23 protein-coding genes are annotated in these 24,911 nt (G+C 60.3%); 8 read left to right on the top strand and 15 right to left on the bottom strand.

Annotated features, from left to right (window positions below):
- Positions 1-4: 4 nt before the first annotated feature.
- Genes IMCC21224_RS20020 through IMCC21224_RS20000 form a run of 5 tightly spaced genes read right to left on the bottom strand, consistent with a single transcriptional unit; the run spans position 5 to position 5,598 of the window.
- Positions 5-865 (bottom strand): oxaloacetate decarboxylase, encoded by an 861-nt coding sequence (locus tag IMCC21224_RS20020; RefSeq protein WP_047997362.1) that lies wholly within the window; start codon positions 863-865, stop codon positions 5-7.
- Positions 862-1,464, bottom strand: a complete 603-nt coding sequence (locus tag IMCC21224_RS20015) for a cysteine hydrolase family protein (protein ID WP_047997361.1) — start codon at positions 1,462-1,464, stop codon at positions 862-864. Before IMCC21224_RS20015 ends, IMCC21224_RS20020 begins: the two co-directional genes overlap by 4 nt.
- On the bottom strand, positions 1,461-3,524 hold the full coding sequence (locus IMCC21224_RS20010) for a hydantoinase/oxoprolinase family protein (RefSeq protein WP_047997360.1): 2,064 nt from the start codon (positions 3,522-3,524) through the stop codon (positions 1,461-1,463). The genes IMCC21224_RS20015 and IMCC21224_RS20010 overlap by 4 nt, the downstream gene beginning before the upstream one ends.
- A complete protein-coding gene (locus IMCC21224_RS20005; protein ID WP_047997359.1) occupies positions 3,521-5,215 on the bottom strand; it encodes a hydantoinase B/oxoprolinase family protein in 1,695 nt (564 codons plus the stop codon). Before IMCC21224_RS20005 ends, IMCC21224_RS20010 begins: the two co-directional genes overlap by 4 nt.
- Entirely contained in the window at positions 5,212-5,598 is a 387-nt protein-coding gene (locus IMCC21224_RS20000; protein WP_053079099.1) for a nuclear transport factor 2 family protein, read from the bottom strand. Before IMCC21224_RS20000 ends, IMCC21224_RS20005 begins: the two co-directional genes overlap by 4 nt.
- Before the next feature lie 217 nt (positions 5,599-5,815).
- Between IMCC21224_RS20000 and IMCC21224_RS19995 the strand changes: the two genes are divergently transcribed.
- The 3 genes from IMCC21224_RS19995 to leuD are packed head-to-tail and all read left to right on the top strand — an operon-like array spanning position 5,816 to position 8,609.
- Positions 5,816-6,631: a GntR family transcriptional regulator gene (locus IMCC21224_RS19995; RefSeq protein ID WP_047997358.1), complete on the top strand. Its 816-nt coding sequence runs from the start codon at positions 5,816-5,818 to the stop codon at positions 6,629-6,631.
- The gene (leuC, locus tag IMCC21224_RS19990) at positions 6,628-8,025 is read left to right on the top strand and encodes a 3-isopropylmalate dehydratase large subunit (protein WP_047997357.1); all 1,398 of its coding nucleotides are present in this window, start codon (positions 6,628-6,630) and stop codon (positions 8,023-8,025) included. Before IMCC21224_RS19995 ends, leuC begins: the two co-directional genes overlap by 4 nt.
- Positions 8,022-8,609, top strand: coding sequence for a 3-isopropylmalate dehydratase small subunit (gene leuD, locus IMCC21224_RS19985; RefSeq protein ID WP_047997356.1), 588 nt, complete (start codon positions 8,022-8,024; stop codon positions 8,607-8,609). The genes leuC and leuD overlap by 4 nt, the downstream gene beginning before the upstream one ends.
- 182 nt (positions 8,610-8,791) lie before the next feature.
- Here the strand turns inward: leuD and IMCC21224_RS19980 are convergent, their stop codons facing one another.
- The 3 genes from IMCC21224_RS19980 to IMCC21224_RS19970 are packed head-to-tail and all read right to left on the bottom strand — an operon-like array spanning position 8,792 to position 11,766.
- Positions 8,792-9,769 carry a tripartite tricarboxylate transporter substrate binding protein gene (locus IMCC21224_RS19980; protein ID WP_047997355.1) on the bottom strand — a complete coding sequence of 326 codons (978 nt, stop codon included), beginning with the start codon at positions 9,767-9,769 and terminating at the stop codon, positions 8,792-8,794.
- Positions 9,766-11,307: a tripartite tricarboxylate transporter permease gene (locus tag IMCC21224_RS19975; RefSeq protein WP_047997354.1), complete on the bottom strand. Its 1,542-nt coding sequence runs from the start codon at positions 11,305-11,307 to the stop codon at positions 9,766-9,768. Before IMCC21224_RS19975 ends, IMCC21224_RS19980 begins: the two co-directional genes overlap by 4 nt.
- A 9-nt stretch (positions 11,308-11,316) precedes the next feature.
- Positions 11,317-11,766: a tripartite tricarboxylate transporter TctB family protein gene (locus IMCC21224_RS19970; RefSeq protein WP_231582159.1), complete on the bottom strand. Its 450-nt coding sequence runs from the start codon at positions 11,764-11,766 to the stop codon at positions 11,317-11,319.
- Positions 11,767-11,948: 182 nt separating this feature from the next.
- Between IMCC21224_RS19970 and IMCC21224_RS19965 the strand changes: the two genes are divergently transcribed.
- From IMCC21224_RS19965 to IMCC21224_RS19955, 3 genes are all read left to right on the top strand, one after another.
- Entirely contained in the window at positions 11,949-13,313 is a 1,365-nt protein-coding gene (locus IMCC21224_RS19965; RefSeq protein ID WP_197089258.1) for an MmgE/PrpD family protein, read from the top strand.
- Between the two features lies 1 nt (position 13,314).
- Positions 13,315-14,121, top strand: a complete 807-nt coding sequence (locus IMCC21224_RS19960; RefSeq protein WP_197089257.1) for an SDR family oxidoreductase — start codon at positions 13,315-13,317, stop codon at positions 14,119-14,121.
- Positions 14,122-14,260: 139 nt separating this feature from the next.
- Complete coding sequence (locus IMCC21224_RS19955; protein WP_047997625.1) at positions 14,261-14,944, top strand: GntR family transcriptional regulator; 684 nt, start codon at positions 14,261-14,263, stop codon at positions 14,942-14,944.
- 34 nt (positions 14,945-14,978) lie between these two features.
- Here the strand turns inward: IMCC21224_RS19955 and IMCC21224_RS19950 are convergent, their stop codons facing one another.
- The 6 genes from IMCC21224_RS19950 to IMCC21224_RS19925 all read right to left on the bottom strand — a co-directional run bounded on the left by IMCC21224_RS19950 (position 14,979) and on the right by IMCC21224_RS19925 (position 21,653).
- On the bottom strand, positions 14,979-16,313 hold the full coding sequence (locus IMCC21224_RS19950; protein WP_047997351.1) for an MmgE/PrpD family protein: 1,335 nt from the start codon (positions 16,311-16,313) through the stop codon (positions 14,979-14,981).
- 25 nt (positions 16,314-16,338) lie between these two features.
- Entirely contained in the window at positions 16,339-16,752 is a 414-nt protein-coding gene (pcaC, locus tag IMCC21224_RS19945; RefSeq protein WP_047997350.1) for a 4-carboxymuconolactone decarboxylase, read from the bottom strand.
- 50 nt (positions 16,753-16,802) lie between these two features.
- On the bottom strand, positions 16,803-17,651 hold the full coding sequence (locus IMCC21224_RS19940) for an oxaloacetate decarboxylase (RefSeq protein WP_047997349.1): 849 nt from the start codon (positions 17,649-17,651) through the stop codon (positions 16,803-16,805).
- Positions 17,648-18,565 (bottom strand): NAD(P)-dependent oxidoreductase, encoded by a 918-nt coding sequence (locus IMCC21224_RS19935; RefSeq protein WP_047997348.1) that lies wholly within the window; start codon positions 18,563-18,565, stop codon positions 17,648-17,650. The genes IMCC21224_RS19940 and IMCC21224_RS19935 overlap by 4 nt, the downstream gene beginning before the upstream one ends.
- 19 nt (positions 18,566-18,584) lie before the next feature.
- Positions 18,585-20,549 carry a TRAP transporter fused permease subunit gene (locus IMCC21224_RS19930; protein WP_047997347.1) on the bottom strand — a complete coding sequence of 655 codons (1,965 nt, stop codon included), beginning with the start codon at positions 20,547-20,549 and terminating at the stop codon, positions 18,585-18,587.
- A 72-nt stretch (positions 20,550-20,621) separates the two neighbouring features.
- Entirely contained in the window at positions 20,622-21,653 is a 1,032-nt protein-coding gene (locus tag IMCC21224_RS19925) for a TAXI family TRAP transporter solute-binding subunit (protein WP_197089256.1), read from the bottom strand.
- Between the two features lie 243 nt (positions 21,654-21,896).
- On the opposite strand from IMCC21224_RS19925, the gene IMCC21224_RS19920 reads away from it, so the two are divergent.
- Both IMCC21224_RS19920 and IMCC21224_RS19915 read left to right on the top strand, forming a co-directional pair.
- Positions 21,897-22,802 (top strand): NAD(P)-dependent oxidoreductase, encoded by a 906-nt coding sequence (locus tag IMCC21224_RS19920; protein ID WP_047997345.1) that lies wholly within the window; start codon positions 21,897-21,899, stop codon positions 22,800-22,802.
- Between the two features lie 32 nt (positions 22,803-22,834).
- Complete coding sequence (locus IMCC21224_RS19915) at positions 22,835-23,611, top strand: SDR family oxidoreductase (RefSeq protein WP_047997344.1); 777 nt, start codon at positions 22,835-22,837, stop codon at positions 23,609-23,611.
- Positions 23,612-23,668: 57 nt separating this feature from the next.
- Here IMCC21224_RS19915 and dctP read toward each other — a convergent pair whose 3' ends face one another.
- On the bottom strand, positions 23,669-24,628 hold the full coding sequence (dctP, locus tag IMCC21224_RS19910; protein ID WP_231582158.1) for a TRAP transporter substrate-binding protein DctP: 960 nt from the start codon (positions 24,626-24,628) through the stop codon (positions 23,669-23,671).
- Between the last annotated feature and the right edge of the window lie 283 nt (positions 24,629-24,911).

Genomic DNA, 24,911 nt, shown 5'->3' with positions numbered 1-24,911 from the left:
GATCTTATGCTTTGCCGTCAAAACGGCGCCCTAAGGCCAGCATCTCAGGCGTTCCAATGACCTCGTTCAGCCCGTCCAGATTGAACATCCGGTGCGAAAACGGCTGGTTCGACCCGTTTTCCTGTAGCGATCCGTAGTAATCCCGCGCCGCATGGGCCAGCGCGCGCACGATGCCGCCCGGGAAAATCACGATGTCAAAGCCCATCGTCTCAAGATCTCTTGCCTGAGTAATCGGCGTCGCCCCACCTTCGACCATGTTGGCCAACAGCGGCACACGGCCCTGGAAACGCTCGGTAATACGGGTCAACTCGTCCTTATTGCGCGGTGCCTCAACAAACAGCACATCGGCGCCCGCTTCGGTATAGGCTTCGGCGCGGTCCATCGCCGCCTCAAACCCTTCGACGGCAATCGCATCGGTGCGCGCGATGATCAGCGTGTCATGGCGGCGGGCATCCGCCATGGCGGCCAGCTTGCCCGCCATCTCTTCCTTTGGGATCAGCGATTTGTCGGACAGATGCCCGCAGCGTTTGGGATAAGTCTGATCCTCGACCTGAAGGGCCGCCGCGCCGGCGCGTTCATAGCTCTGCATTGTGCGGCGCGCATTCAACGCATTCCCAAAGCCGGTGTCGGCATCAATGATCACCGGCAGATCGGTTCGGTCGGCAATCAGGGCCATTGTTTCGGTCATTTCGCTAGAGGTCGATAGTCCGATATCGGGACGCCCGAGCCGGGTATAGGCCACTGCGGCACCCGAAAGATACAGCGCCTGAAACCCCGCCTGCGTGGCCAGAGCGGCGGTCAGACCGTCATAGACGCCGGGGGCCACCAGAATTTCCGATTGCGAGATAAGGTTGCGCAGGGTCATGATACACCCCCAATCATGGCAAGTGCCTCTTGGCAGGTGACGACATCGGACACCGACCCCAGCGACACCAACGTCGCCTGATGTACCTCGTCGCGGAAGGCAGCGCAGCCATCCGACAGCAGGATTGTGTGAATCTCGCGCAGATGGGCGTCGCGCACGGTGCTGGCGACGCCGCCGTTGGTCACGATCCCGCCGATGATCAGCGTGTCGATGTTCAATGCGCGCAGCACATATTCCAGCCGTGTCTGGAAAAACGCGGAATAGTTGACCTTTTCCACCGTATAATCCGCCGGTGCCAATTCATCCACCAATGTGTGACCAAACCCGCCGGGGGCAAAATCGCCTTTGGTCAGGAACGGCCTCAGCGCCTTGAGATGCGGTGCGATCAGCGGTTCGCCGTCCGGTTTCGGCACCAGGGTGAACTGCGCCGAAACGTACGTTCCCCCCTGGTCGCGCAAGGCGTCGCGCAACGGCGCGATCCGCGCGGGAAGGGCGGCGATGCTGTCTGCCCTCTGACCGGCGCGGCCATAGGCGCCTTCGGGATGCAGAAAGTCGTTCTGAAGATCAATCGTCAGCAATGCTGTGCGTGAGGGGATCATCCGCCGGACCTTTCGATGATGGTGTTGCCCAATGCGTCGATCAGGCCGGTCAGGCCGGGTTCGATCAACACGGTGGTGTCGGGCTGCTCAAGGATTGCAGGCCCCGGGATTCTGGCCCCGACAGGTAGGTCCAGACGTTTATATATGGCTGTATTGTACCAGGTGTCGCCGAAATGCACCTGGCGTGTGGCGACATGCGCCGCCTCGACACTGCCGCCTTTGGGCGCAAGCGAGCTCAGATCAAACCGTGGTCTGCGCCCAGTCACCGCCGACCGCAGGTTGATCACCCGGCGCGTGCCGTTTTTCAGGACGCGGTCATAGGTGGCCAGATAGGCGTCGTCAAAGGCAGCGGCGATCTGATCCGGCGTCACCTGCCGCACCGTGCCATCGCTTACGGTGACGACCAGCGGCACCGACACCGTATGCGTCTGCCCCAGATAGGACATGTCGAGGGTAAAGGTCACATCACGCGATTCAAAGCGGGTCTGCGCCGCGTCCAGAGTCGCATGCCCACTGTCGATATGGCCCTGCATAAAGCGCGTCAGCGCCGTTATATCCAGCCCGGCCAGCGGTGCATTGATGGTCTGAACAAAATCCTGCCGCATGTCAGCGATCACGCAGCCCATGGCCGACAGAACGCCGGGATAGCGCGGCACAATGGCCCGAGCGAGTCCGACATCCGCCAGCATCGCTCCTGCATGCAGGGCGCCGCCGCCGCCAAACGGCATGAACGCAAAGTTTTTGGGATCAAACCCGCGTTCGATGGACACCAACCGCAGTGCGCCCGCCATCCGGCTGTTGGCAACCGTCAGGATCGCTTCGGCCGCCTGTAGCGCATCAAGGTTCAGTGGCTTGCCCACATGTTCCAGAATCGCGGCGCGGGCGGCGTCCACATCCAGGCGTTTGAGTTTGCCGCCGATCGGGCTGTCCGGGTCGATCCGGCCCAGAACCACGTTGGCATCCGTCACCGTTGGGCGCGTATTGCCCTGACCATAGGCGACTGGTCCCGGCGTTGATCCCGCGCTTTCGGGTCCGATATTCAGCAGGCCGCCACGATCAACCCAAGCGATCGAGCCGCCCCCGGCACCGATGGTGGCAATCTCGATCATCGGCGACCGGATGACCATGCCAAAATCAATCGAGGTTTGCGGCGTCAGCATCGACTGACCCGCAGCGATCAGCGACACGTCAAAGCTGGTACCGCCCATGTCACCAGTGATGACGTTCGGAAAGCCTGCCGCCTCTGCGATGTAGCCTGCCGCGATCACGCCCGCCGCTGGCCCCGACAGGGCGGTGCGCACCGGTACCTTGGCTGCCGTCGCCACATCCATCACGCCACCGTTTGACTGCACGATCATGAATTCACCGGCGAAGCCGTCAGATTTCAGCGCGGTTTCCAGTCGGTCGATATAGCCGGACACTTCGGGTTGCAGGTAGGCGTTCAGCGCAGTGGTCGAAAACCGTTCAAATTCGCGGATTTCCGGCAGGATCTCGGACGAGGCCGAGACATGCGCGTTTGGCCAGACCGCGCGCACCGCCGCCACGGCGGCCCGCTCATTTTCGGGGTTGGCATAGCTGTTGGCGAACATCACGGCGCAGGCCAGACATCCGTCCTCGATCAGCGCACGGGCAGCGGCGGTCACGGCATCGAGGTCGACCGGAGTGCGGATACAGCCATCGGCCAGCGTCCGCTCGGGCACTTCGAGGCGCAGATCGCGCGGCACGACGGGCACAAAGTCACCGCGCAGACCCCAGGTGCGGGGCCGGTCGCGGCGGCGCATTTCCAGAACGTCCCGCAAACCTTCGGTCGTAATGATGCCGATCCGCGCGCCCTTGCGTTCCAGCAGGGCGTTGGTGCCGGCGGTGGTGCCATGCACGATGACGGACACTGAATCGAGATCATCAACCCGCGTGCGAATCCCATCAAGAAAGCCGCCGGATTGGTCCGGCCGCGAAGTTGCCACCTTGGCGACCTGCGCCGTGCCGCTAGATTCGTCCAGAACAAAGACATCGGTGAATGTCCCGCCAACATCGACGCCGATCATAAGGGGGCGTATCATGATTGTGCCTCCTTCCAGGCTTCGCCATAGGCGTCGGTTGCCGTGTCGGACGACATCAGCCCCATCGCAACATCCCGCGCGACGGCTGCCGGATCGCGGCCTGACGCCGGACCAAAGCCGCCGCCCCCAGGTGTTTCGAGCCTGACGGCCTGCCCCTGTTCCAGTTTTATACCCACCATTTTTGAGGCCATCGGCGGGCTGTGCCAGCCGTCGGCCTGTTCATAGGAAAACACGTTCAGCGCCGCCGAACCGCCGCCCGCGACACCCTGCGGTGCAAAGCGCCCGCGTTCTCCGAACAAGAACGCCGTTGCGTCCTTTTCCAGCACTTCGATCTCGTAGACAGCGCCCATGCCGCCCCGATGGGTGCCTGCACCCGCGCTGTCGGGTCGCAGCGCCCACTGCCGGAACATCACCGGATAGGCGGCCTCCAGGATCTCCATCGGGGGAATCGTCGCGGTTGAAATCGGCGCGTTGCCGTGGTTCAGCCCGTCACCTTCTGGCGATCCGCCATGCCCGCCACCGTAAAAGCTGAACATGACCCACGGCTGACCGTTTTCGCGTTTGCCCGCAATCGACAGCGCGTTGATCGTGCCATAGGCGTTCGCGACCACGCGGTCAGGAGCGGCCTGCGAGGCGGCGGAAAAGATCACGTCGATCATGCGTAGAATCGTCTCTGTATAGCCGCCAACGGGGGCGGGGAACGGGGCAGACAACAACGAAGTTTCGGGAATTTTCACGTCAATCGGGCGCATCACGCCCGCATTGGCCGGCAGCGCCGGAAAGATGTGCTTGATCGCCACATAGGCCGTCGCCACCGCCGTCGGCAGTGCGATGTTGACCGGACCGGCGCAGCGATCTGCGGTTCCGGTGAAATCAAGCGTCATGGTGTCCCCCTTGATTTCAAGGGCAACGCGAATGGCCAGCGGCGTGTCGGTGATCCCGTCATTGTCGAGGAAATCCTCGGCCTCCCAGCGACCATCGGGCAAATCCGTCAGTTCGGCACGCATCAGCATCTCGGCCCGATCTTGCAGCGAATCGAGCGCCGCCCGCACCGTGTCGGCACCGTATTCGTCCAGCAGCTCGTCCATCCGCTTGACGCCCAGATCCAGCGCGCCCAGCTGTCCATTCAGGTCACCCTCGGCGGATTGTGGCAGCCGGGTGTTGCGCATCAGGATGTCAATAACGTCGGTCTGCACCACACCGGCGCGAGCCAGCCGTACCGGCGGCAGCACAAATGCCTCTTGAAACACATCCGTTGCGGCGGGGTTGTAGTTGCCCGGTACTCCGCCGCCCAGATCGTGCCAATGACCGACCGAGGCCAGAAAACAGAACGGCTTGCCGTCGCGGAAATAGGGCCGGACAAGGCGCATGTCGTTCAGGTGAGTGCCGCCAATGTGGGCATCGTTGAAGATGTAGATATCACCGTCTGCCAGATCACCGTGTTCTTCGGCCTTGTCGATGACGGCGCGAACGGCAAAGGACATCACCCCGACAAAGATCGGCAGCCCCGATTTCCCCTGTACCAATGTGTCGCCGGTCGCTGGATGATACAGCCCGTGTGATGCATCATGCGCCTCGGCGATGATCGGATTAAAGGCCGCGCGGAACAGGGTCGCGTCCATTTCGTCTGCGATCTGTTCCATCCGTCCGGCCAGAACGGCCAGGGTGATCGGGTCGATGGGTTCTGTCATGGAGCCGCCTTTGTTTCTGCAATGTCGTTCCAGACGTCCTGTCTGGTTATCTGTCCTGCGACCAGTTCAAACCGGTCGATGAAACGAATGCCGATGAACGCGCTGCCGTCGGGCCATTCGCCTGAAAGCGTGCCACGGCAATAGACTGTTGCGGTGTCCCCCTGTCCGGGGACCGGATCAAAGCCTGCGAAAGTCTTGCGCACAAACCTGTAACGCAGTGTCGCCCACGCAATCAGTGCATCCAGAGATGTCATGGGGGCGGTGCCGGGAAATATCATTGTGAACCCGGGCGCGATCAGGCCCCGGGCAGAATCGATATCCCGGGCCTCCAGAGCCGCCAGGAATCGTTGCACGATGTTGGTCGGGTCGCCTGAATCGATCATACGCAGCGCCGCTTTTCACTTGCACTGCGATCTTTTCCGAAATACCGCCCCATACCCGTCATGTTTTTGCCGATCACTACAGCACCTCCGTTCAATCTGTATTTTTTGTAATACAGATTGTCGTCTTCGCAAAGCGTAATTATTTTCATCTTTGCAAGTTAGATTTCTTGTGTTTGGCAGACAGGACGTTAGAATCCAGTAACGAGTGGAGGAATGCATGGCGCAAGTTGGAGCAGCGGGAAAAGGATCTGGCCTTCCCGAAGGGGGCAAGGCCCGGCGGGTCTATCTGTTGTTGCAGGAAGAAATCCTGCGCGGAGTGCACGCGCCAGGCGCGGCGCTTGAGGGAGAACAAAAGCTGGCGCTGCGGCTGGGTGTGTCACGAGTGACGGTGCGCCGGGCGCTGGATGCGCTATCGCAAGACGGCATGATCGCACGGCGCGCGGGGTCGGGTACAGTGGTGCAGGCGCAGACCTCGTATCCGCCTGTGCTGGCCGATTTTACCACGCTGATTCCGCAACTTGTCGAGATGGATCAAAAAACTACGGCGCGTCTGCTGTCGTTTTCTTACGGCGTCGCGCCATCTGTTGTGGCCGAAGCGATGGGTCTGCCCGGCGACGGTCGGGTTCAGACGGCTGTGCGGGTGCGTCTGGCACAGGGGCGGGCGTTTTCGCACCTCACCACCTATGTACCCGAAGACGTCGCCGCCAACTATACCGAGGCCGATCTGGCGACGACACCGCTGTTCCGTCTGCTTGAACGCTCGGGTGTCTGTATCGAACGCGCACATCAAAGCGTTAGTGCCACGCTTGCCACCCCAGATGTAGCAGAGGTTCTAGGTCTCAGCGTTGGTGCGCCAGTTCTGTCACTGCGCCGGGTTGTACTGGATGCCGACGGAAAGGGTGTGGAATATCTTTCTGCGCTCTATCGGCCCGACCTGTTCCGGCTTGAAATGTCGTTGAACCGCGTTGGTACAGACGATACCCGCCACTGGGAGCCGGTTATTGACGTCCCACGGTCCGAGGCAGCCGAATGAACGCACCGCAGACTTTGTTGGAAAAACTGTGGCAGGCGCATACCGTGCTGAAAGGCGAGGGGGGTTCGGCCCTGCTATGGGTTGATCGGCATCTGGTCCACGAAGGGTCGCACCACGCTTTTGCCAAGCTTGAGGCGCGTGGTCAAAAGGTGGCTGAGCCGGGACTGACCTTTGCCATGGTGGATCATTACGCCCCGACGCGGTCCGGCCAGATGGATCCCGACATTGCCCGAATGATCCGTACATTGGGTGACAATGCCCGCGCACACGGGGTCCGGCTGTTTGATCTCAAGGATCCGGCACAGGGCATTGTGCATGTGATCGGGCCGGAACTGGGTCTGACGCTGCCCGGAGTGCAGGTGAATTGCGGTGACAGTCACACCTCGACACATGGCGCGTTCGGCGCGCTGGCCTTTGGTGTCGGTGCAACCCAGGTCGCGCATATTCTGGCGACGCAGACAGTCTGGCAATCGCAACCGCGCGCAATGCGAATCACCATCGACGGCACGCTTGGCCCCGGCGTCACGGCCAAGGATATGGCGCTGCACTGGATTGCGCGGCTGGGCGCGGATGGCGCGCGCGGTCATGCAATCGAATACGCTGGCTCTGCGGTGCACAATCTCAGCATGCAGGGTCGTATGACCCTGTGCAACCTGTCGATTGAAGGTGGCGCGCGACTGGGCCTTGTCGCCCCGGACGAGGTGACATTTGCCTATCTCGATGGGCGCCGCTATGCCCCCAAAGGCGACGATTGGGCCCGCGCCGTTGATGACTGGGCGCTGCTTAACAGCGATCCCGACGCTGCATTCGTCCGTGAAGACCGGATCGACGCGGCGGACATCGCGCCGACGGTTACATGGGGTACGTCACCCGAAGAGGCACTGCCAATCACCGGCATCGTGCCGGACCCGGCGCAGTTCGAAGCCGGCAAGAGCGTAGCGATACGTGCGTCACTTGATTACATGGCGCTGTCGCCAGGTACCCCGCTGACGTCGATTTCGGTGGATCAGGTCTTTATCGGGTCCTGTACCAATGGCCGGATCGAGGATCTGCGCATGGCGGCGCAGGTTCTTGCCGGGCGACGTGCGCGTGTGCCGGGGCTGGTATCGCCCGGCTCGGCGGCGGTCAAACGGCAGGCCGAAGCCGAGGGGCTGGCGCAGATATTTACCGAAGCAGGGCTGGAATGGGCTGAGTCCGGTTGCTCGATGTGTGTCGGGATGAATGGCGACCGGGTCGAGGCGGGCAAACGCTGCGCGTCTTCGACCAACCGGAATTTCAAGGGCCGGCAAGGGCGCGGATCGCGCACCCATCTGATGAGTCCGGCGATGGTCGCGGCCGCCGCCGTGACTGGCCATCTCGCGGATGTGCGCCCGCTGCTGGAGGGGCGGTCATGAGCGGCTGGCAAATCCTTGAGGGTGACGTTGCCGCCCTACCTGCCGAAAATGTGGACACCGATCAGCTGATTCCGGCGCGATTTATGTCAACGCCGCGCAGCGCCGGTTATGGCGGCTACCTGCTGCATGACATCAGGCAGGACGACCCCGATCACATCCTGAACCGAACCGCGCCCAAGGTATTGGTCACGCGGCGCAACTTTGGCAGCGGCTCGAGTCGCGAGGCCGCAGTTTACGCGCTGGTGGATTTTGGCATCCGCGCCGTATTTGCCCCAAGTTTCGGCGATATCTTTTCTGGCAACGCGGTGAATAACGGCCTGCTCCCGGCGCGTCTCGACGACACGGTTATCGAAGAGCTGCTGACCGAACTGGGCAGCAGGACCGCTACTGCACATGTCGACCTGACAACCGGGACTGCCCTGATCGCCGGGCGCAATGTTCAATTCGAGCTGGATCCGGTCTGGCGGGAAAAGCTGCGCAATGGGTGGGACGATATCGACCTGACCGCGCAACACGCTGAAGCGATTTCTGCCTATCGTACTGCGCGCCACGCGCAGTCTGCTTGGGCCTGGCCGCATACTTGAACCCGGGGTGGCAGGGTCCACATTCTCACCACGTCTAAAACACAAGTAAATGACAACGGCCAAAGCCAGGACCCGGCGCAACTGTCATCTTGGGTCGGGTCCCATTCTTTGTGCGATGATCTATGCTGATGTGATCAGGCCGCCACGCCATGGAATCTGCCGTGGCGGCCTGATTACGGACCTTAGTTCCCCTTGAGCGTTTCCGGGCCGACATTTGCCAGAATCTTTTCGTAGGTTTCCCGTTCCTGCTGCATCAGATCTTGGGCTTTGTCATACCCGCGAAATGTCATGTCCATAGAGCGCTTTTCACCGACGGATTGTGCCAGCTCGCTGTTCACGGCCTTATCAAACGCTGCCGAGATCTTTTCGAGTCTGTCAGCGGGCACGCCCGCCGGGGCGTGCAGCGAGATGCGACTGGTCACACCGAACTCAAAACCCATATCCTTCATGGACGGCAGATCCGGCGCGACCTTGAGACGATCAAAGGATGCCGCGAACAGCGACTTTGCATCCCCCGCGGCCACGATCGGACGCCACGAGCCGCCCGAGAAAGCAACGTCCACATCGCCCGACAAAACCGCCTGCACCGCGCCGCTGCCGCCGTTCACCGGCACCGGGCGCAATTCGAACCCGCGTTCTTTGGCAATGTACGCCATGAGCAGCCGGTCGATGGCCAGCTGACTTGCATAGGTCATGGCCCTGTTGTCCGATTTTACGGTGTCGATCAGCTCATCAAGGCTGTTGTAAGGCTGGTCGGGGCCGGTGAAAATCGCGTTCTGGAAGTCTCCGAGGATCGCGATGTGATCGAAGCTGTCGATATCATAGAGCGCTTTTTGCACCAGCGGAGCAAGAGTGATCGAGGTCGAGTTGGTGGCAAGCAGCGTATAGCCGTCGGCCTCTTCTCTGGCGACCTGGCTGGCGGCAACACCGCCACCGGCACCGCCAACATTCTGCACCAGAATGGGCTGGCCCAGTTCCTCGCTCACGATCTGGGTCATTGCCCGGATGGCCGAATCCGTCCCGCCGCCTGCCGGATAGGCGACCACGATGGTGATGGCATCTTCGGGCCAGTTGTCCTGGGCCACCGCCGGCGCCGAATATAGGCCCAGACATGCCAGCGCAGCGGCCAGCCTTCCGAATTCTCGTCTCTTGAGTGTCATGGTTTGGTTCCTCCCTCTTTTGATGTAGTGCGCGATTGATCCGCGTCGGGGGATCGCACCCCGGCGATGCTGAAACGCCAGATCGAGAATACGGCGAGCAGCAGGAACAGGATCGCGATCGGATGATCCAGCAGAATTGCCGGATCAGAATTCGACAGGATCAACGACTGGCGGATGGTCAGTTCGGCCATGGGGCCGAGCACATAACCAACCACGAAGGTCACGAACGAATAGTCCAGTTTCTTCATGAAATAGCCAACGATCCCAAAGATCAGCATGAGGTAGACGCCGAACATGCCGCCGCCCTCCATATACGCGCCGATGATGCACAGGAACACGATCACCGGCATGATGACGGACGCGCGGATCCGCACCGCAAGGGTAAACAGCTTTTGGCCGAACATACCGACCATCAGCAGCGCGACCGAGGCCAGGATCATCCCAAGGTAGATCGCAAAGACAACATCGCCGCTTTCGCGGAACAGGAATGGGCCGGGCGTCAACCCGTGCATCATGAAAGCCCCCATGAGGAGGGCGGTGGACAGGCTGCCGGGCACGCCGATGGCAAAGACCGGGATCAGCGAAGCCGGGACCGTAGCGTTGTCCGCCGCTTCCGAAGCGGCGACGCCTTCCGGGGCACCTTTGCCAAACCGTTCCGAGTTTGGCGAACTGCGGCGCACCCAATTGTAAGACAGGAACGAAGCGAGCGTCGCGCCAAGCCCGGGCAGCAGGCCGACCGCAGTGCCAACAAGTGATCCCTTCAGGATCGCAGGCGAGACCTGCTTTAGCTCTGCGCGCGACAGTTGCGAGTCCGCTTCGTTTGTCGTGTCATCGACGGTCCGGGCAATGTGATAGCCACCGCGCCACCCCCCGTCGATCTGCGACAGGATTTCTGACAGGGCGAGGGTGCCGATAGCGACGGCAAGAAGCGGCACGCCGTCGTAAAGTTGCAGCAGGCCAAAGGTCAGCCGCGGCAGTCCGGTTTCGGAATCAATGCCAGGGGCAGAGAGCAGCAGGCCCAGAAAGCCCGCGATCAGAGCCTTGAAGAAATTATCGCCCGAGACGGCCGCGATAAAGGTCATGGAAAAGATCAGGATCGAAGCAAGCTCGACCGGGCCGAGGCCGATAGCGAATTTGGCGATGGGGCGGGCAAGAAGGATCAGAGCAAGCGTTGCCAGGACGTCGCCCGCAACCGAAGCGATCAGAGCAATCTTGAGCGCCTTCTGCGCCTTGCCCTGTTGCGTCATCGGATACCCGTCGTAGGTCGTGACGACGGACGACGGCTCGCCCGGAATATTCAGGAGGATGGCGGACACCGCTGAACCGGCGGCACCCCCTTTGTTAATACCAATGAGAAAGGACAGCGCAGCCGCTGGCGACATCGCAAAGGTAAAGGGCAGCGAGATCGCAATGGCCGTCGTCCGGTTCATGCCCGGCAGAGCGCCCACAACATAGCCGATCAGCACGCCGATAACGATGTAGGCAAGCGTGAGTGGCGTAAAAATTTCACTCGCCGCAGCGGTGAGGTTTTCTAACATGACGTTTCCTTAGGGCACAGGCGTATGCAGGATGTGAAGCGCCAGGTAGTAGAACGCAGCAACCGGCAGAACTGAGGTCAGCACGATTCGAAGTGGGCTACGGTCACCTAAAATCACCATCAGCGTCGCAATAAGAAGCGGCGCGCCGATCACCAGGCCGAAGATGTCCAACAGAACGACGCCGGCGAAGATCACTGCGACCAGCAGAGCGAACATCAGCAGATTCCAGCGGCTGATCGGCACCGCATCACCGGTGCGCCCTGCCATCATACGAAAAACCGACTGAACTGTCAGACCTGCCGCGCAGAGCGTCAGCCCTGACGCAAGCAATGTCGGAAAAAAGGTGGGCGGCAATCCGTAGTACATGCCATCCTCGGTGCCCATTGGAATGGCCACGAAGATCATGAACAATCCGAAGGTAGTGAGGAACACCCCCCCGAAGAGATCCAGTCTTGTCACGTTTCTTCCTCCCGTTGCCCCTGTTTCGAGGCTTGATTTCCGCCAGTCACTGCTGGTTCGGATCGACGCTGCACTTGCGTCGGAATTGCCTACAGGTTAGACGGAAATAGCAGTATGTCAATAATTGCATACTACAATCTTATCATATCGGGGAGGGCGTACGAGATGGGTATGGAACACAGTTGGGTTGGCCTGTGAGCGCGGCGGTTGAACGGTCCGGTGCTACCCCTGAGCGGGCCTTGGCCGCCTTTGCCAGTGGGTTTCACGAAATCCCGGACGCTGTACTTCACGAAGGTCGGCGCGCCCTCGTCAACATCTTCGCAACCGCATTCACCGGCTGTCGAGAGCAGCCTGTCGAGGCGATGTTGCGCGCGGGCATGCGGTTCTCAAGTGGAGTTGCCTGCACCCTGATCGGGCGGTCCGAGCGTGTGGATTTGCCGCTGGCGGCCTCTATCAACACCGCAGGTGCGAATATCTTTGACTTCGATGACACCCACGAAGCGACAATCATTCACCCGGCCGCAGCGGTATATTCTGGCCTCTTTGCCCATGCCGAACTCCACGGCGCGACTGGTCGCGATGTGCTGAAGTCCTTTGTTCTGGGGTGCGAGGTGGAATGTCGGGTCGGCAACGCGGTTTCACCCTATCACTATGCCCATGGCTGGCACATCACCTCGACCTGCGGAATCTTTGGTGCCGCAGCCGCAAGCGGACGGTTGATCGGATTGACAGACGAGCAGATGATAGACGCCTTTTCGTGCGCTGCGGCGCAATCCTCGGGAATGGTCGAGACGCTCGGCACCGGCGCGAAAAGTGTCAGCATGGGTGGGGCCGCGCGCAACGGATACATCTCGGCCCAGTTGGCCGCCGAGGGATGCGGCGGATCCGCCCGCCCGCTGAGCGCTCCGCGCGGTTACCTGAACGTATATGGCAAAGATCCGGTTGCCGAACGGCTGACCGACGCTCTTGGTCAGACGTGGGAATTTGCGGCGAACACCTACAAGCCCTATCCGGTTGGCGTCGTTCTGAACCCGGTACTTGAAGGTATTCTGGACCTGCGCGAAGCCGAAGGACTGCGGCTAGAGCAGGTGGCGCGAATCGAACTTAGCGGGCATCCGTTGTTGCAGCAGCGGACCGACCGGCCTTTGGCTGCCACCGGGCGGGAAACCCAGGTCAGTGCCCAGCATGCCATTGCGATCGCCCTGCTGACGGGTCAGGCTGGACTAGATGAGTTTTCCGATGCTGCGGCACACAGAACCATCGCGGCCGGACGCCCTGACGTGCAGTTCGACGATGACTCCGGGCGCGAAGTGGCTTCGGTTCGTCTGGTCGTGCATTTGGTCGACGGTCGGACCCTCACCCGTGAAATTGCGCAGGCTGCGGGGTCGCGCGGTCGCCCCCTGAGTGACGCGCAGATCGAAGCAAAGTTTGTGGCAGCCGCAGAACGAGCAGACTTTGCGGGTGATATGCGCGGCTTGCTGGATGCGCTTTGGTCGATCGACGATGCGGCAGACGCCGGGGATATCATTCGAATGGCGGGGCACTGATATGGCGCGACTTGAAATGACCGGGACGTTGCGGGGAAAGACGGCGCTTGTGACCGGGTCCGAAGGCGGACTCGGGCTTGCCATGGCCGAGAACCTCGCCGCTGCTGGCGCGAATCTGGTACTGAACGGGCTCGCTTGCGTCGAAGAAAAGCAGCCGCTGGCGCAGAAACTCGCTGAGGACTACGGTATATCTGCAATCTACGTCCCGGCGGATGTGGGGCAGCGCGCCGAGGTAGAGCGGATGGTCGATACCGCCAAGGAGCACTTTGGCGGTATCGACATCCTGGTCAACAACGCTGTGGTGCGTCACTTTGGACCCCTAGAGGCGTTTGATCCCGATCATTGGGATCGATCTATCAGCGTCAACCTCACCGGTGCCTTCAATGCCAGCCGTCTGTGTCTGCCGTGGATGACGGCTTCCAAGTGGGGGCGCATCTTTAACATTTCTTCTTACTATGGCTGGCGGGGTGCCGAGAACCGGATCGACTATGTCACGACAAAGACGGCACTTATCGGTATGGCCCGCGCCATTGCGATCGAGACGGCAAAGTCAGGTGTGACCTGCAACGCGATCTGCCCCGGCTCTGTCGGAACCAAGGCGATCCTAGACCGCATCCGAGGAATGGCCGAACAATCCGGTGAGGATTTCGACGACCTTGCACGCCGTTATGCCGAAGAGCGCAGCCCAACAGGGCGCTTTGTGTCCGAAGACAGCATCGGGGCGGCGCTGGTATTTTTGTGCGGCCCAGCCGGGGCCGATATTACCGGAACTGTCTTTCCGATCGATGGCGGATGGCTTGCCGCGTAGAAGAGGCTCGCTTCCTGATTGCAATCCGGTCTAATATTGTATGATGCAAACCGGCACAGGGGAAATTCATGATAGCCGACTCTCGGCGAAACGGCCGCTCAACATTCAGAACGACCACCGCAGAAAGGATGGCATGTTCATGACCAATTCAGACAGTATGTTCCGTGTCGATCGCATTGCTGCGCCCCTGCGCTTTAGTGTGACCGAAAGCATCCGCAACGCCATAGCCGTTGGGCGGTTCAAGGCGGGCGATCACCTGCCCGAGCGCGAACTGTGCGAGATGACAGGGGTCAGCCGGACATTGGTCAGGGAAGCCATGCGTCAGCTTGAATCCGAAGGACTGGTAATCGTAGAGCCGCATCGCGGCCCCTTTGTCGCCCGGATCACGCGCGAACAGGCCGAGGGCATCTATGAGGTGCGACAGCAGCTGGAGAGTCTGGCCTGCCGCCTGTTCGTAGAGAACGCGACCGAAGAGCAGCGCAAAGCGTTAAAAGCCGCGCTGTCGAACCTAAGGACCGTATCACGCAAGCCCGATCCGCAGGCGCGTCTGGCCGCCAAGAACAGGTTCTATGATTGCCTGGTTGAGGGGGCGAACAACGAAGCGCTTGGAAAATGCATATATATGCTGAATTCGCGCATCACTCTGCTGCGGGCGACCTCGCTCAAGGCGCCGGGGCGGATCAAGGAAAGCATCAAGGAGCTGACCGCCCTTGTGGATGCCCTGACAGCGCGGGATATTGAAAAGGCAAATGAGCTGGCTCTGCTTCATGTCAGAAATGCCGCCGCCGCCGCCATTCCGCTTATCGAGGACAGCGAAAGTTGAATGGCGACCGCAGCGGTTTCCGTCCGATCCCGGCTCAGCCTGTGACACAGGCCTGCACAAGATCGCCAACGTTTTTCATATCGCCAATGGCCCAACAGCGTTCCAGAACCTTGCGGGCCTGATCGCCAGAGACAACGCCGACCTGGTTCAGGAACTTCTCATCAAGCTGTGCGTCGCTCAGAGGTCTCACCAGATTTCCGAGCGAAGCACCGAGGAATTTTTCGATCTTCTGTCCGTCGTCCATAGTGATGATAACCCGAACCGAATCCTCACCGACGGTGCTGTCCGCCACGGCGGTTACCTTGTCCCGCATCGCTGCGATCCGGGGATCAGACACAGCTTCGTCGGTGAATTCCGAAAGGCGACCCTGTCCGCGAACCAGGCCAATAGCCGCCGCATGATAGATGGAAAACTTGCCTTGCAGGCCACTGCTGGGGCGTAGGTCGCATAAATCCCGCACCAGCGGCGCGACTTTCACCTCGACCGCCTTGATCTTGTCCGGAACCAGTCCCTCGTCGTGGAATGTGCTGCAGACCTCGATCGTGGGATGGATAACGATCCCGCATGGGTAGGGTTTGTAGGTATTGCCCTCGAACCGGTAGGAGGTTCCCAGCCCATCGGTAAAGTTCGCGGCGTCCAGCAGCCCCCCGGACGTAACTGCCGCGAAACCGCGCGGGCCCTCCAGGGGTGTCGTTCCTGTGGTAAATCCGGCCCGCGCCAGGCAGGCTGCCTCGATACCGCAACGTGCGGCGTGACCAGGGTGAAAGCCCTTTGCCATTGATCCGAAATTGTCCCGCAAACCCGAGGCCTGGGTCGCCGCCAGACCAATGGCCCAGAGCATCTGTTGTTCATTCAGTCCCATCAGCTTGCCGATCGCCACGGCGGCGCCGAAGACCCCGATCGAACTCGTGCTGTGCCACCCCGCCTTGTAGTGGTTCGGATAGGTTGCGTCTCCGATCCGCGTGACAGTGTCGAATCCCAAGGCAAAGGCGTGCAGAAAGTCGCGGCCCGACACCGGCGTCGCCGCCGCCCAGGCGAACAACGCCGAGGCAACGGGAGAGGTCGGGTGAATGTAGTTGCTGGGCGTCGTGTCGTCGAAATCGTGGATATGCGAGCTCAGACCGTTGAGCAGCGCTGCGAAAGGTACATCCACCTTTTCTGGCCGCCCAATGACCCCCGCTGCGCCGGGGCCCGAAAAGCCACCAAGGGCATCGAATGTGATGTCCATCGCCGGGTGATCGGCGCCGCCAAGGGCACAGCCGATATAGTTGACGAGGGCACGATGCGCCTCTTTCGACGTCTCGGGTCCTACCGATGCGGCTTGGCTGGTCACAATGCTGTGTGCCAGCATCCTGCTGAGATCGTTCATGTCCGTTCCTTCCCTGAACCGCGCTTCAGCTTGAAGCTGCGGCCTCTTCGTCCATCTCTTTGAAGACCTCAGCGCAGACCTTCATGCTGTCGAGCGACGCAGGCACGCCGCAATAGATCGCGACCTGAAGCAGGATTTCCTGTATGGTCTCGCGGCTGACGCCGTTGTTGATCGCGCCGCGGACATGCAGGCGCACCTCATGGGGCCGGTTCAGCGCCGACAGCATCGCCAGATTGATGACGCTGCGCATTTCACGCGGCAGACCGGGGCGTCCCCAGATCTCTCCCCAGCAATATTCGGTCACGAGGCGCTGGATCGGTGCAGTGAAATCGTCGGCGGCGGCCAGCGAACGGTCCACATGTGCGGTCCCCAGCACTTCGCGCCGGATGCCAAGGCCCTTGTTGAACAGTTCGCTCTCGTTGTTAGGATCGATACTCATGGGTTAACTCCTTTTTTGGGGTCTTTGCTGTCCGGGTCGTGTGGATCAGTTCAAGGTTCGGTGGGTTCGCCGACAAAGCGGTTGAAATCGTGAAAGTCCGTCATGCCGGATGCGATCGTATCGGTGCTGGGTGAGGCCATGAACCTGCGCATCATGTCGCCCACAGCCTTGTGGACCGTCAGCATCGGCTCGATGGGGCAAAGGCAATAGTCGAACCCAAGCGCATAGGCTTCGTCCATGGTCAGGACCGGGCTCTTACCGGATCGGGCCATGTTGAACAGCAGGGGTTTGCCCAGGGGTCTGATTTCCTGCGCCAACTCCTTCATCTGGCCAATATCTTCGGGGGCGTCCGCGTATAGCCCATCGGCCCCTGCGGCGGCATAGGTTTTAAGCCGCGCGATGGCATCCTCGAGTCCGGTTACGGCGATCGCGTCGGTGCGAGCGACAAAAAAGAAATCCGGGTCTTGCCGCACGGCCAGCATGGCAGCAATCTTTTCGGCCATCTCCTCTTTGGGGATCAGTTCTTTGCCTGGGAAATGCCCACATTTCTTGGGCATCTGCTGATCTTCGAGGTGAAGAACCGAGGCGCCTGCATCCTCCCACATTTGCATGGTTTTCACCGCGTCCGCGATGCTGCCATACCCCGTGTCCGCATCGGCAAAGATCGGCAGCGAAGTGCCACGGTGGACGCGGCGGATGTGGTCGAACATCTCGTCCCGCGTCAACACACCAGTGTCCGGCGCCGCCGCGACAATGGCGGAGGCGGCAAAACCGCTGACATAGATCGCCTTGGCTCCGGCCTCTTCGGCCAATTTGGCGGTCAGGGCGTCATGCGCCCCCATGCAGACAAACGGACCCTGCTGAAAGAGCGCCCGGAATTGGGCCGAACGGTTGGTCATCCCTTGCCTCCCTCGGTCTTCTCAAGCTCCAGCCCGGCGAATGTCTCGCACATCTGGGTGATTGCGGTATGGTCCGCCTTTGAGCCCAGCATGTTAGACGCCGCGCCCCAAACCTCGGCGCACATGGCTGAAAACGGGGCGGGGGTCTTGGTCGCGTGGGCGACGCTCATTGCGATACCCACGTCCTTCGCCATCAGGGACAACGCAAAGCCGCCGGCATCGAAATCACGTGACAGCACATATTGCTTGAACTTGTTTTTGGTCGAGTTGTTCATGCCGGACGAGCTGTTGATGATGTCCACCATCAGGTCAGGTGCCAGACCAAACTTTTGCCCGATCAGCAGGGCTTCGATCCCGATGAGGAAGCCACCTGCCGAGACGAGGTTGTTGAGCGCCTTCATCGCCTGACCCGCACCGAGGATCCCAACATGGGTCGGGGTGCCCATTGAATTCAGCAGCTCCTCGACTTCGCCGAAGGCGGCCAGGTCGCCGCCGACCATGATGGTCAGGGACCCGGATTTCGCGCGAGGGACACCACCCGAGACCGGCGCGTCTATCAACCGCAGGCCCAAAGTCGCGAGGCGTTCGCCGAAACCTATGGTGGCGTGCGGGTCGCCCGAGCTCATGTCGATGACAAGGCTGCCAGCGCTGGCCACATCAGCAAAGCCGGTCTGACCAAACAGCACATCGCCCACGATGGCGCTGTTGGGCAGCATGGTGATGATCGTCGAAACCTCTTTCGCCAGATCCGCAGGCGTTGCACTGACCCGCGCCCCGATTTCATCGGCCAACCCTTTGGCTTTGGCGGCGTTTGTATCGCACAACACTACGTCAAATCCGGCGTTGATCATGTTTCGGGCCATCGGATCGCCCATCATACCGATGCCGATCAGGCCGACGCTTTTCTTGCTCATATCGTATAACTCCCAGGTCTCAATTGTGTGTTCCGCTTGCGTCATGTGCTGTGGTTTGGCGCCCCCGGATTGCGTATTCAAAGCCGAGCATGGCGGCGATTGCGAGCAGGCCCATCGTGCTTAGAAAGATGGTCGGGATCATGGTGATCACTGCTGCCGCGATAAAAAGGCAGGCGTGCCACACCGGGATTCGGCGGTAGAAGGTATAACGCTCAAACCCGATGGCCAGCGCCAGAACCCCGACAAAGACCGATGCCAACATATAAAGCCCATGCAGCGTCACGCCGCCGATCATCAGAATCTGCGGATCGTAGATAAAGATGAACGGCACCACGAAACCGACAATGGACAGGCGCAGCGCATGGATTGCGGTGCGGATCGGATCGGCACCGGCGATGGATGCGGCGGCAAAGACCCCGACCATCACGGGTGGACTGATCGCACTCATCACCGCGAAGTAAAAGATAAAGAGGTGTGCCACGATCAGTTCAACGCCCAGATCGACCATCAGCGGTGCCACTGTCACGGCAACCAGCACATAGGCACCGACGGTGACCATACCCATGCCAAGAAGCATGCAGGTGATTGCTGTCATCACGATCATGATGTGCAGGTTGCCGCCCGACACGATCTCGATCAGGTAGGACAGCCGATCGCCAAGACCGGTCATGGTCAGAACACCGATGATCACACCGGCAATCGCCAGCGAACCGACAAGCGGGATGCAGGTGGCCGCGCCCTGCCGCAGACCATTCATAAAGTTGGCGATCAGGCTGTTGCGCGTCTCGCGGGTCAAAAGGCACACAGCGAGGAATGCGATGATCGACAACGATACCGCGTAGTCGGCTGAATAGCGCTTCCACAGCAGTACGATCAGCACGATGATCGGCACAAAGAACGGAATAACCTCAAGGCTCGCCCGGCGCAGATTGGGCAGTTCGACCGGATCGAGTCGTTCAATATCATACTTGAGCGACGCGAGGTGCACCTGAGCGAAGATACAGAAATAGAACAGCAGGCAGGGCACCAGCGTCAGGCCCATGATGGTGATCAGCGGATAACCGGTGATTTCGCTCATCAGAAACGCCGTCGCACCCAGGATCGGCGGGGTGATCTGACTGCCGAGAGATGCCGTCGCTTCGACCGCAGCGGCAAAGGATTTCCGATAGCCCACGCGTTTCATCATCGGAATGGTGATGACACCTGTTGTGACGATGTTGGTTACGGCACTGCCTGACATCATCCCCATGAGCGCACTGGCAAGAATCGCGACCTTTGCCGGTCCCCCCTGGAAACGCCCGGCGATGGCGAGGGTGAAGTTCATGAACTTCTGCCCGCCACCGCTGCAATCCAGCAGCGCCGCGAAAAAGACAAAGAGGCCGATGTAGTTCGCACCGATGGCCAGCGGCGTGCCAAAGAGTCCGTCGGTCGAAAAGATCTGGCTCCAGAGCAGGCGGTCTACGCTCAGCCCCGCGTGCCCGAACAGATTGGGCAGCATATAGCCGAACAGAGCATAAAGAATGGCAACGACGGCCACATAATTCATCGGCTTCACTGCCGTTCGCCGCGTCATCTCCATCGCGCCAAGGATCAGCAGCGCGCAGCCCAGCTTTTCCGCCAGGGACAACGAAAAGACGAGAGCGAAGTCCAGCCAGCTCATCGCCACCCAAACGCAGGCAGCGGCACCGGCAAGGATCACCGCGTTCAGCGCCCATTCACCTACGGAATGCCGCGGAAAGATCTTTGACGGCAGGATCACCACCGTAAGCACCATGATCAGCAGCAGGTAGGTTGGCCGGTATTCAAGCGACGGAGGTCCGCCGAAAAAGCCGCAGTACATCGGATACAGGAACAGCACGAGCGAAATGGCGCCCGTCGCAAAGTTCCAGAGTGGCCCGCGCTTTTGCGTCAGGTCAAGGCTATCTGCCACCAACGGCGCGGCGGTGTCAGATGCCTGTGAAGTGCTCGTGTCTTGGGTGTTCATTCGAAAGTATCCACTGGAGCGAAGGGCCGGGATGTCGGGCGGCACGGGAACGATGCCCCGTGCCGGTACGGATCACTCGCTGGGCAAGAGATCCTGGTATTCCTCCCAGCCGGGGACATCCATTTCCTTGTAGTATTTCAGAGCACCCGGATGCGGCGGGATCGGCACACGTTTCAGGGCTTCCTGAAGGTTGACGTTCTCGAATACTTTCGAACTGCGGTTCACCGTTTCGATGTTTTCCCAGACCGCCCGTGTCATCGCGTAGACCAGATCGTTGGGCAGATCAGAATCAAGGAACATGAACTCGGGCGAGACAAAGACCTGCCCCGGCGCCGGCACGTTCATGCCCGGATATTCCTTGACAAACGGCCAGTCTACCGGCCCGGACCACGGCAGTTGCTCTGCGATCTTGGCCGACGCTTCCTCGGTTGGTTGCAGCAGCGTCACCTCGCGCGACGTTGTCAGTTCGAGGACCGCGCCAGAGAAGTCGCGGACATAGGACATCGCGTCGATATTGCCGTTCTGAAGCTGCGAAATGGCCTCTGACGTATCCATATACCGAACGGTGATGTCATCAATCGATACGCCATTGTCGGCGAACACAATTTCGCTCAGTTGATAGTTTGACGTCCCCTTGGGTGCCAACGCAACCGTCGCCCCCTTCAGGTCGGCAATGCTGGTAAAGCCGGTATCTGTTCGCGCCAGGACGTTCAGGGGAACTTCATTGTGGTAGAACCACAGGTTCAGGCCGATGCCCTCGCTGGGGAAGGGGGCGACACCTTTGACCGCGTTCTGGATGGTCAGCGGCGTACCCACGCCACCGTGCCAGGCGCCCTCATGGGTATGAATGGCGCTTTCGGCGTCGAACCCTGGCGATACCGCGCCGCTGGCACGGACACCCTGTACGTTTTCGGTGATGATTTTGCCAAGCGCGCCCGCCAGAACACGCGAATTCCCAGTCGCTGACCCGCCGCCAAGGACGATCTCATAATTCCAGTCAGGGCTGCCCAGCGTATCCTGAGCGATCGCCGGAAATGCGGTGAAACCGACAAGTGCAGTTGCCGTGCTGTGCAAAATAAGTTTGCGCCTAGTCTGATCAATCATCTGATATTCCTCCCAGAATACGGGCCTTTTGTTGGCCGGGCGAAGTGCGGATCGCGCATCGGCTGTGAAGAAGTCAATCATCCAGTCATACAATCTAGCACTAGCCGATTCATACCGGGTTTCAGGGGAAGGTCAATCATTGACACTCAAAAAATTGTATGATGATTATACAAACATATGCAACTGGCCAGGCGCGTGCATTACTTTACTTCCATGGCCAAACCACAATGACGGGATATCGACGTGAACACCTACGACTTTTGCTTTATCGGACTCGGAACGATGGGGCGGCCAATGGCGGCCCGTCTCATACAGGCGGGATATTCCGTCATTGCATTCGACCCGAGTGATGCCGCCTGCAAGGCGATCAGCAAAGCAGGTGCGGCGCTGGCCGGATCGGGACCCGAGGGGGCCGCACAGGCGCCTGTCGTGCTGTTGTCACTGCCGACGCCGGATGTGGTGACTGCTGTGGTTTGCGGGCCGAATGGCCTGTTGTCGGCGGACGGCGCCAAGGTGATCGTCGATCTTTCGACCACCGGACCCCAAGCTGCCAAGGATATCGCCGCCAACGTCATGCAGGCGGGGCGTACGTTCGTCGATTGTCCGGTCAGCGGCGGGGCCGAGGGGGCGCAGGCCGGCACCCTGGCGCTGATGCTTGCGGGCCCCGAGGATGTGACAAAGCCACTTGTCCCGGCGCTTGAAAACCTTGGCAAGGTTTTCGCCGTCGGAACCGCCGCGGGGCAGGGCCAGACCATGAAGGTGCTCAACAACCTCATGTCCACAGCCGCACTGGCAATCACCTCCGAGGCGATGGTGCTGGGCGCCAAGTCCGGGCTTGACCCGGAGGCAATGCTCAGTGTGTTCAACGCCGGCTCGGGCCGCAACACCACGACGACAGACAAGTTTCCCAAGCACATGCTGTCGCGCAAGTTCGATTTCGGCATGGCCATCGGCCTATCGGCCAAGGACGCACGTCTATGCCTTGAAGAGGCTGACAGGATGGGTGTGCCGATGCCCGTCGGCACCGCTGTGCGTCAGATGCTGAACCTGACGCGCGATCATCTGGGCTATGACGTCGACATGACGCGGATCATGTGTGTGATCGAGGAATGGGCCAAGCACGAAGTACCGGCAGTGACCAATAGCTGAGGTCCGGACATGTTTTCGAAAGGGAATAGACCATGACTGAGACACGTCCACGCGTCGCCGTCGTAACAGGCGCCAGTCGCGGCCTTGGCCGCGCCATCGCATTGGCCCTGGCCGAAGAGGGTTGCATCCTTGCCCTCACGGCACGCGACCCAAAAGCACTGGCCGAGGTTGCGACCGAGGCGAAAGAGCGTGGCGCCGGGGGCAGCCTCGTGCTGCCTGCCGATCTGAGCCAGCCCGAGGCCCCGGGCGCCGTCATCGCCCAGGTGATCGAAGCCTTTGGGCGTATCGACATTCTGGTCAACAATGCCGGGGACACCCAGCGTGGCGATTTTCTGGACCTTGAGGACGATTTGCACCTGTCAGGCTTTGCCCTGAAATATCATGCGACGGTGCGATTTTGTCGTGCGGCGTGGACATCCCTTGAGGACAGCCGGGGCTGCGTCGTCAACATTTCCGGCATTGGTGCGCAGACGCCAGAGCCGCAGTTCAGTATCGGCGGGCCCGTGAATGCCGCTTTGATCAACTTTTCCAAGGCAGTGTCCAAGCGGCCAAGGGCACCACGGGTCAACGTGGTCTGCCCCGGACATATCGAAACCGACCGTCTGGCGCGACGCATTGACACTTTCGCCGCTCAGGCCGGACTGACGCGTGAGGATGCAATGCAGCAGATGCGCGACGATCTGGGTATCGGAGCCTATGGCACGCCCGGCGATATTGCCTCGATGGTGCGATATCTCTGCTCGGCTGAGGCCGGGTATATCACCGGTGCGACGTTTATCGTGGATGGCGGCGCGACTCAGGGTATCTGACCCCAACGAATGTCTATGGAAAAATGGCCCGCCTTGCAAAGGGCGGGCCATTTTTATTCACTTGCCCAGGACGCGACGCGCTTTCTCGACATAGGCTTCGCCGTCAAATCCAACTTCCTTGGCGCGATCATAAAAGGATTGATATGCCGCGTCCGAGTATTCCGGTGCGGTGACGCGGTCCACCTCGGATTGCGGTGCGGTCCACAGCTCGATGCCCTCGGCTTTCATCTCGTCCACAGCGGCATTCACGACGCTATAGAAATTATAGAGCGCTTCGTTCTCAAGGCTCTTCATTTCGGCGCGGATCGCGGTCTGCTGGTCTTCGGGGATTTCGTCCCAGATATCTTTGTTCATAATGACGACCCAGCCGGTGATCGGGCCGATTTTCCAGTTCTGCACGTTGGGGGCGACGCGCCAGTATTCCTGCCCGTTGCCATAGCAGGTCGACGTGAATACACCGTCGATCACGCCACGTTGCAATGCCGGGGCAACTTCGGACAGGGGCAGTGGCGACGGCTTTGCGCCAAGCGCCTCCATCAGTGACGCGGTCTGCGGATTGTGAACGCGCAGTTTCTTGCCCTTGAAATCCTCGAGCGTGCGAATCGGCTCGGTCGAGAATAGCGCCTGGCTGCACCAGGCCCCCTCTGCCAACACCACCGAGTTCCACTTTTCGGCCCAGAGGTTCTCAACGTCGCCACACCAGAAGGCGTTACAGAGATAGGCATACTCGGCCATATTGTTGATAAGTCCGGGCAGGTTGAACACACCAAGACGCGGCTCTTCGGCAGCGAGATAGGTGTGCAGCGCGCCGGACATGGGCACGCGCCCGTCGCGCACAGAGGCCGTGATCTGCGTTCCGCCGACAAGCGAATCGTTCAGCGTCACCTTGACCTTACCACCAGTGGCGCGCTCAAACCGCCCGGGCACCTCTTCCATCATCTTGAGGTAAAGCGAATTCGGGGTGGACAGGATGCCCATGGTCAGGTCCATGTCCTGCGCAGCGGCAGCGCCGACCACGCCCAACTGCATGCCTGCAGCAACAAGTATGGATGCGCAGGCGCTTGTTAGCCTGTTCGAAGCCCTGTGTCGGCGATTCCTATTTGAGAGTCTTGAAAGCATTTCGGTTCTCCTCCTCTTTCGGTTCAGATTCTGCTAAGCCCTGTCGTGAGTGGGGGCAGGATGCTAGTTTCAAATTTTTTGTGATTGTATGACTAACATTGTCTTACGATCATACATAACATTGCAATAGGCAAGCCCATTTGATATCCCGACCCTCAGTGCCGGGGTCGTGGTCCATTGA

Source organism: Puniceibacterium sp. IMCC21224, from assembly GCF_001038505.1.
Taxonomy (GTDB): domain Bacteria; phylum Pseudomonadota; class Alphaproteobacteria; order Rhodobacterales; family Rhodobacteraceae; genus Puniceibacterium.
Note: the sequence above shows the minus strand (reverse complement) of the source record. Positions and strands in the feature narration are given on the sequence as shown.

Coding starts and splice junctions, on each gene's coding strand:
- IMCC21224_RS19960 (WP_197089257.1), top strand. CDS start 13,315: ATGGCGCGACTTGAAATGACCGGGACGTTGCGGGGAAAGACGGCGCTT.
- IMCC21224_RS19955 (WP_047997625.1), top strand. CDS start 14,261: ATGACCAATTCAGACAGTATGTTCCGTGTCGATCGCATTGCTGCGCCC.
- IMCC21224_RS20005 (WP_047997359.1), bottom strand. CDS start 5,215: ATGACAGAACCCATCGACCCGATCACCCTGGCCGTTCTGGCCGGACGG.
- leuD (WP_047997356.1), top strand. CDS start 8,022: ATGAGCGGCTGGCAAATCCTTGAGGGTGACGTTGCCGCCCTACCTGCC.
- IMCC21224_RS20000 (WP_053079099.1), bottom strand. CDS start 5,598: ATGATCGATTCAGGCGACCCGACCAACATCGTGCAACGATTCCTGGCG.
- IMCC21224_RS19935 (WP_047997348.1), bottom strand. CDS start 18,565: ATGAGCAAGAAAAGCGTCGGCCTGATCGGCATCGGTATGATGGGCGAT.
- IMCC21224_RS19940 (WP_047997349.1), bottom strand. CDS start 17,651: ATGACCAACCGTTCGGCCCAATTCCGGGCGCTCTTTCAGCAGGGTCCG.
- IMCC21224_RS19925 (WP_197089256.1), bottom strand. CDS start 21,653: ATGATTGATCAGACTAGGCGCAAACTTATTTTGCACAGCACGGCAACT.
- IMCC21224_RS19930 (WP_047997347.1), bottom strand. CDS start 20,549: ATGAACACCCAAGACACGAGCACTTCACAGGCATCTGACACCGCCGCG.
- IMCC21224_RS20010 (WP_047997360.1), bottom strand. CDS start 3,524: ATGATACGCCCCCTTATGATCGGCGTCGATGTTGGCGGGACATTCACC.
- leuC (WP_047997357.1), top strand. CDS start 6,628: ATGAACGCACCGCAGACTTTGTTGGAAAAACTGTGGCAGGCGCATACC.
- IMCC21224_RS19915 (WP_047997344.1), top strand. CDS start 22,835: ATGACTGAGACACGTCCACGCGTCGCCGTCGTAACAGGCGCCAGTCGC.
- IMCC21224_RS19980 (WP_047997355.1), bottom strand. CDS start 9,769: ATGACACTCAAGAGACGAGAATTCGGAAGGCTGGCCGCTGCGCTGGCA.
- pcaC (WP_047997350.1), bottom strand. CDS start 16,752: ATGAGTATCGATCCTAACAACGAGAGCGAACTGTTCAACAAGGGCCTT.
- IMCC21224_RS19975 (WP_047997354.1), bottom strand. CDS start 11,307: ATGTTAGAAAACCTCACCGCTGCGGCGAGTGAAATTTTTACGCCACTC.
- IMCC21224_RS19950 (WP_047997351.1), bottom strand. CDS start 16,313: ATGAACGATCTCAGCAGGATGCTGGCACACAGCATTGTGACCAGCCAA.
- IMCC21224_RS20015 (WP_047997361.1), bottom strand. CDS start 1,464: ATGATCCCCTCACGCACAGCATTGCTGACGATTGATCTTCAGAACGAC.
- IMCC21224_RS20020 (WP_047997362.1), bottom strand. CDS start 865: ATGACCCTGCGCAACCTTATCTCGCAATCGGAAATTCTGGTGGCCCCC.
- IMCC21224_RS19995 (WP_047997358.1), top strand. CDS start 5,816: ATGGCGCAAGTTGGAGCAGCGGGAAAAGGATCTGGCCTTCCCGAAGGG.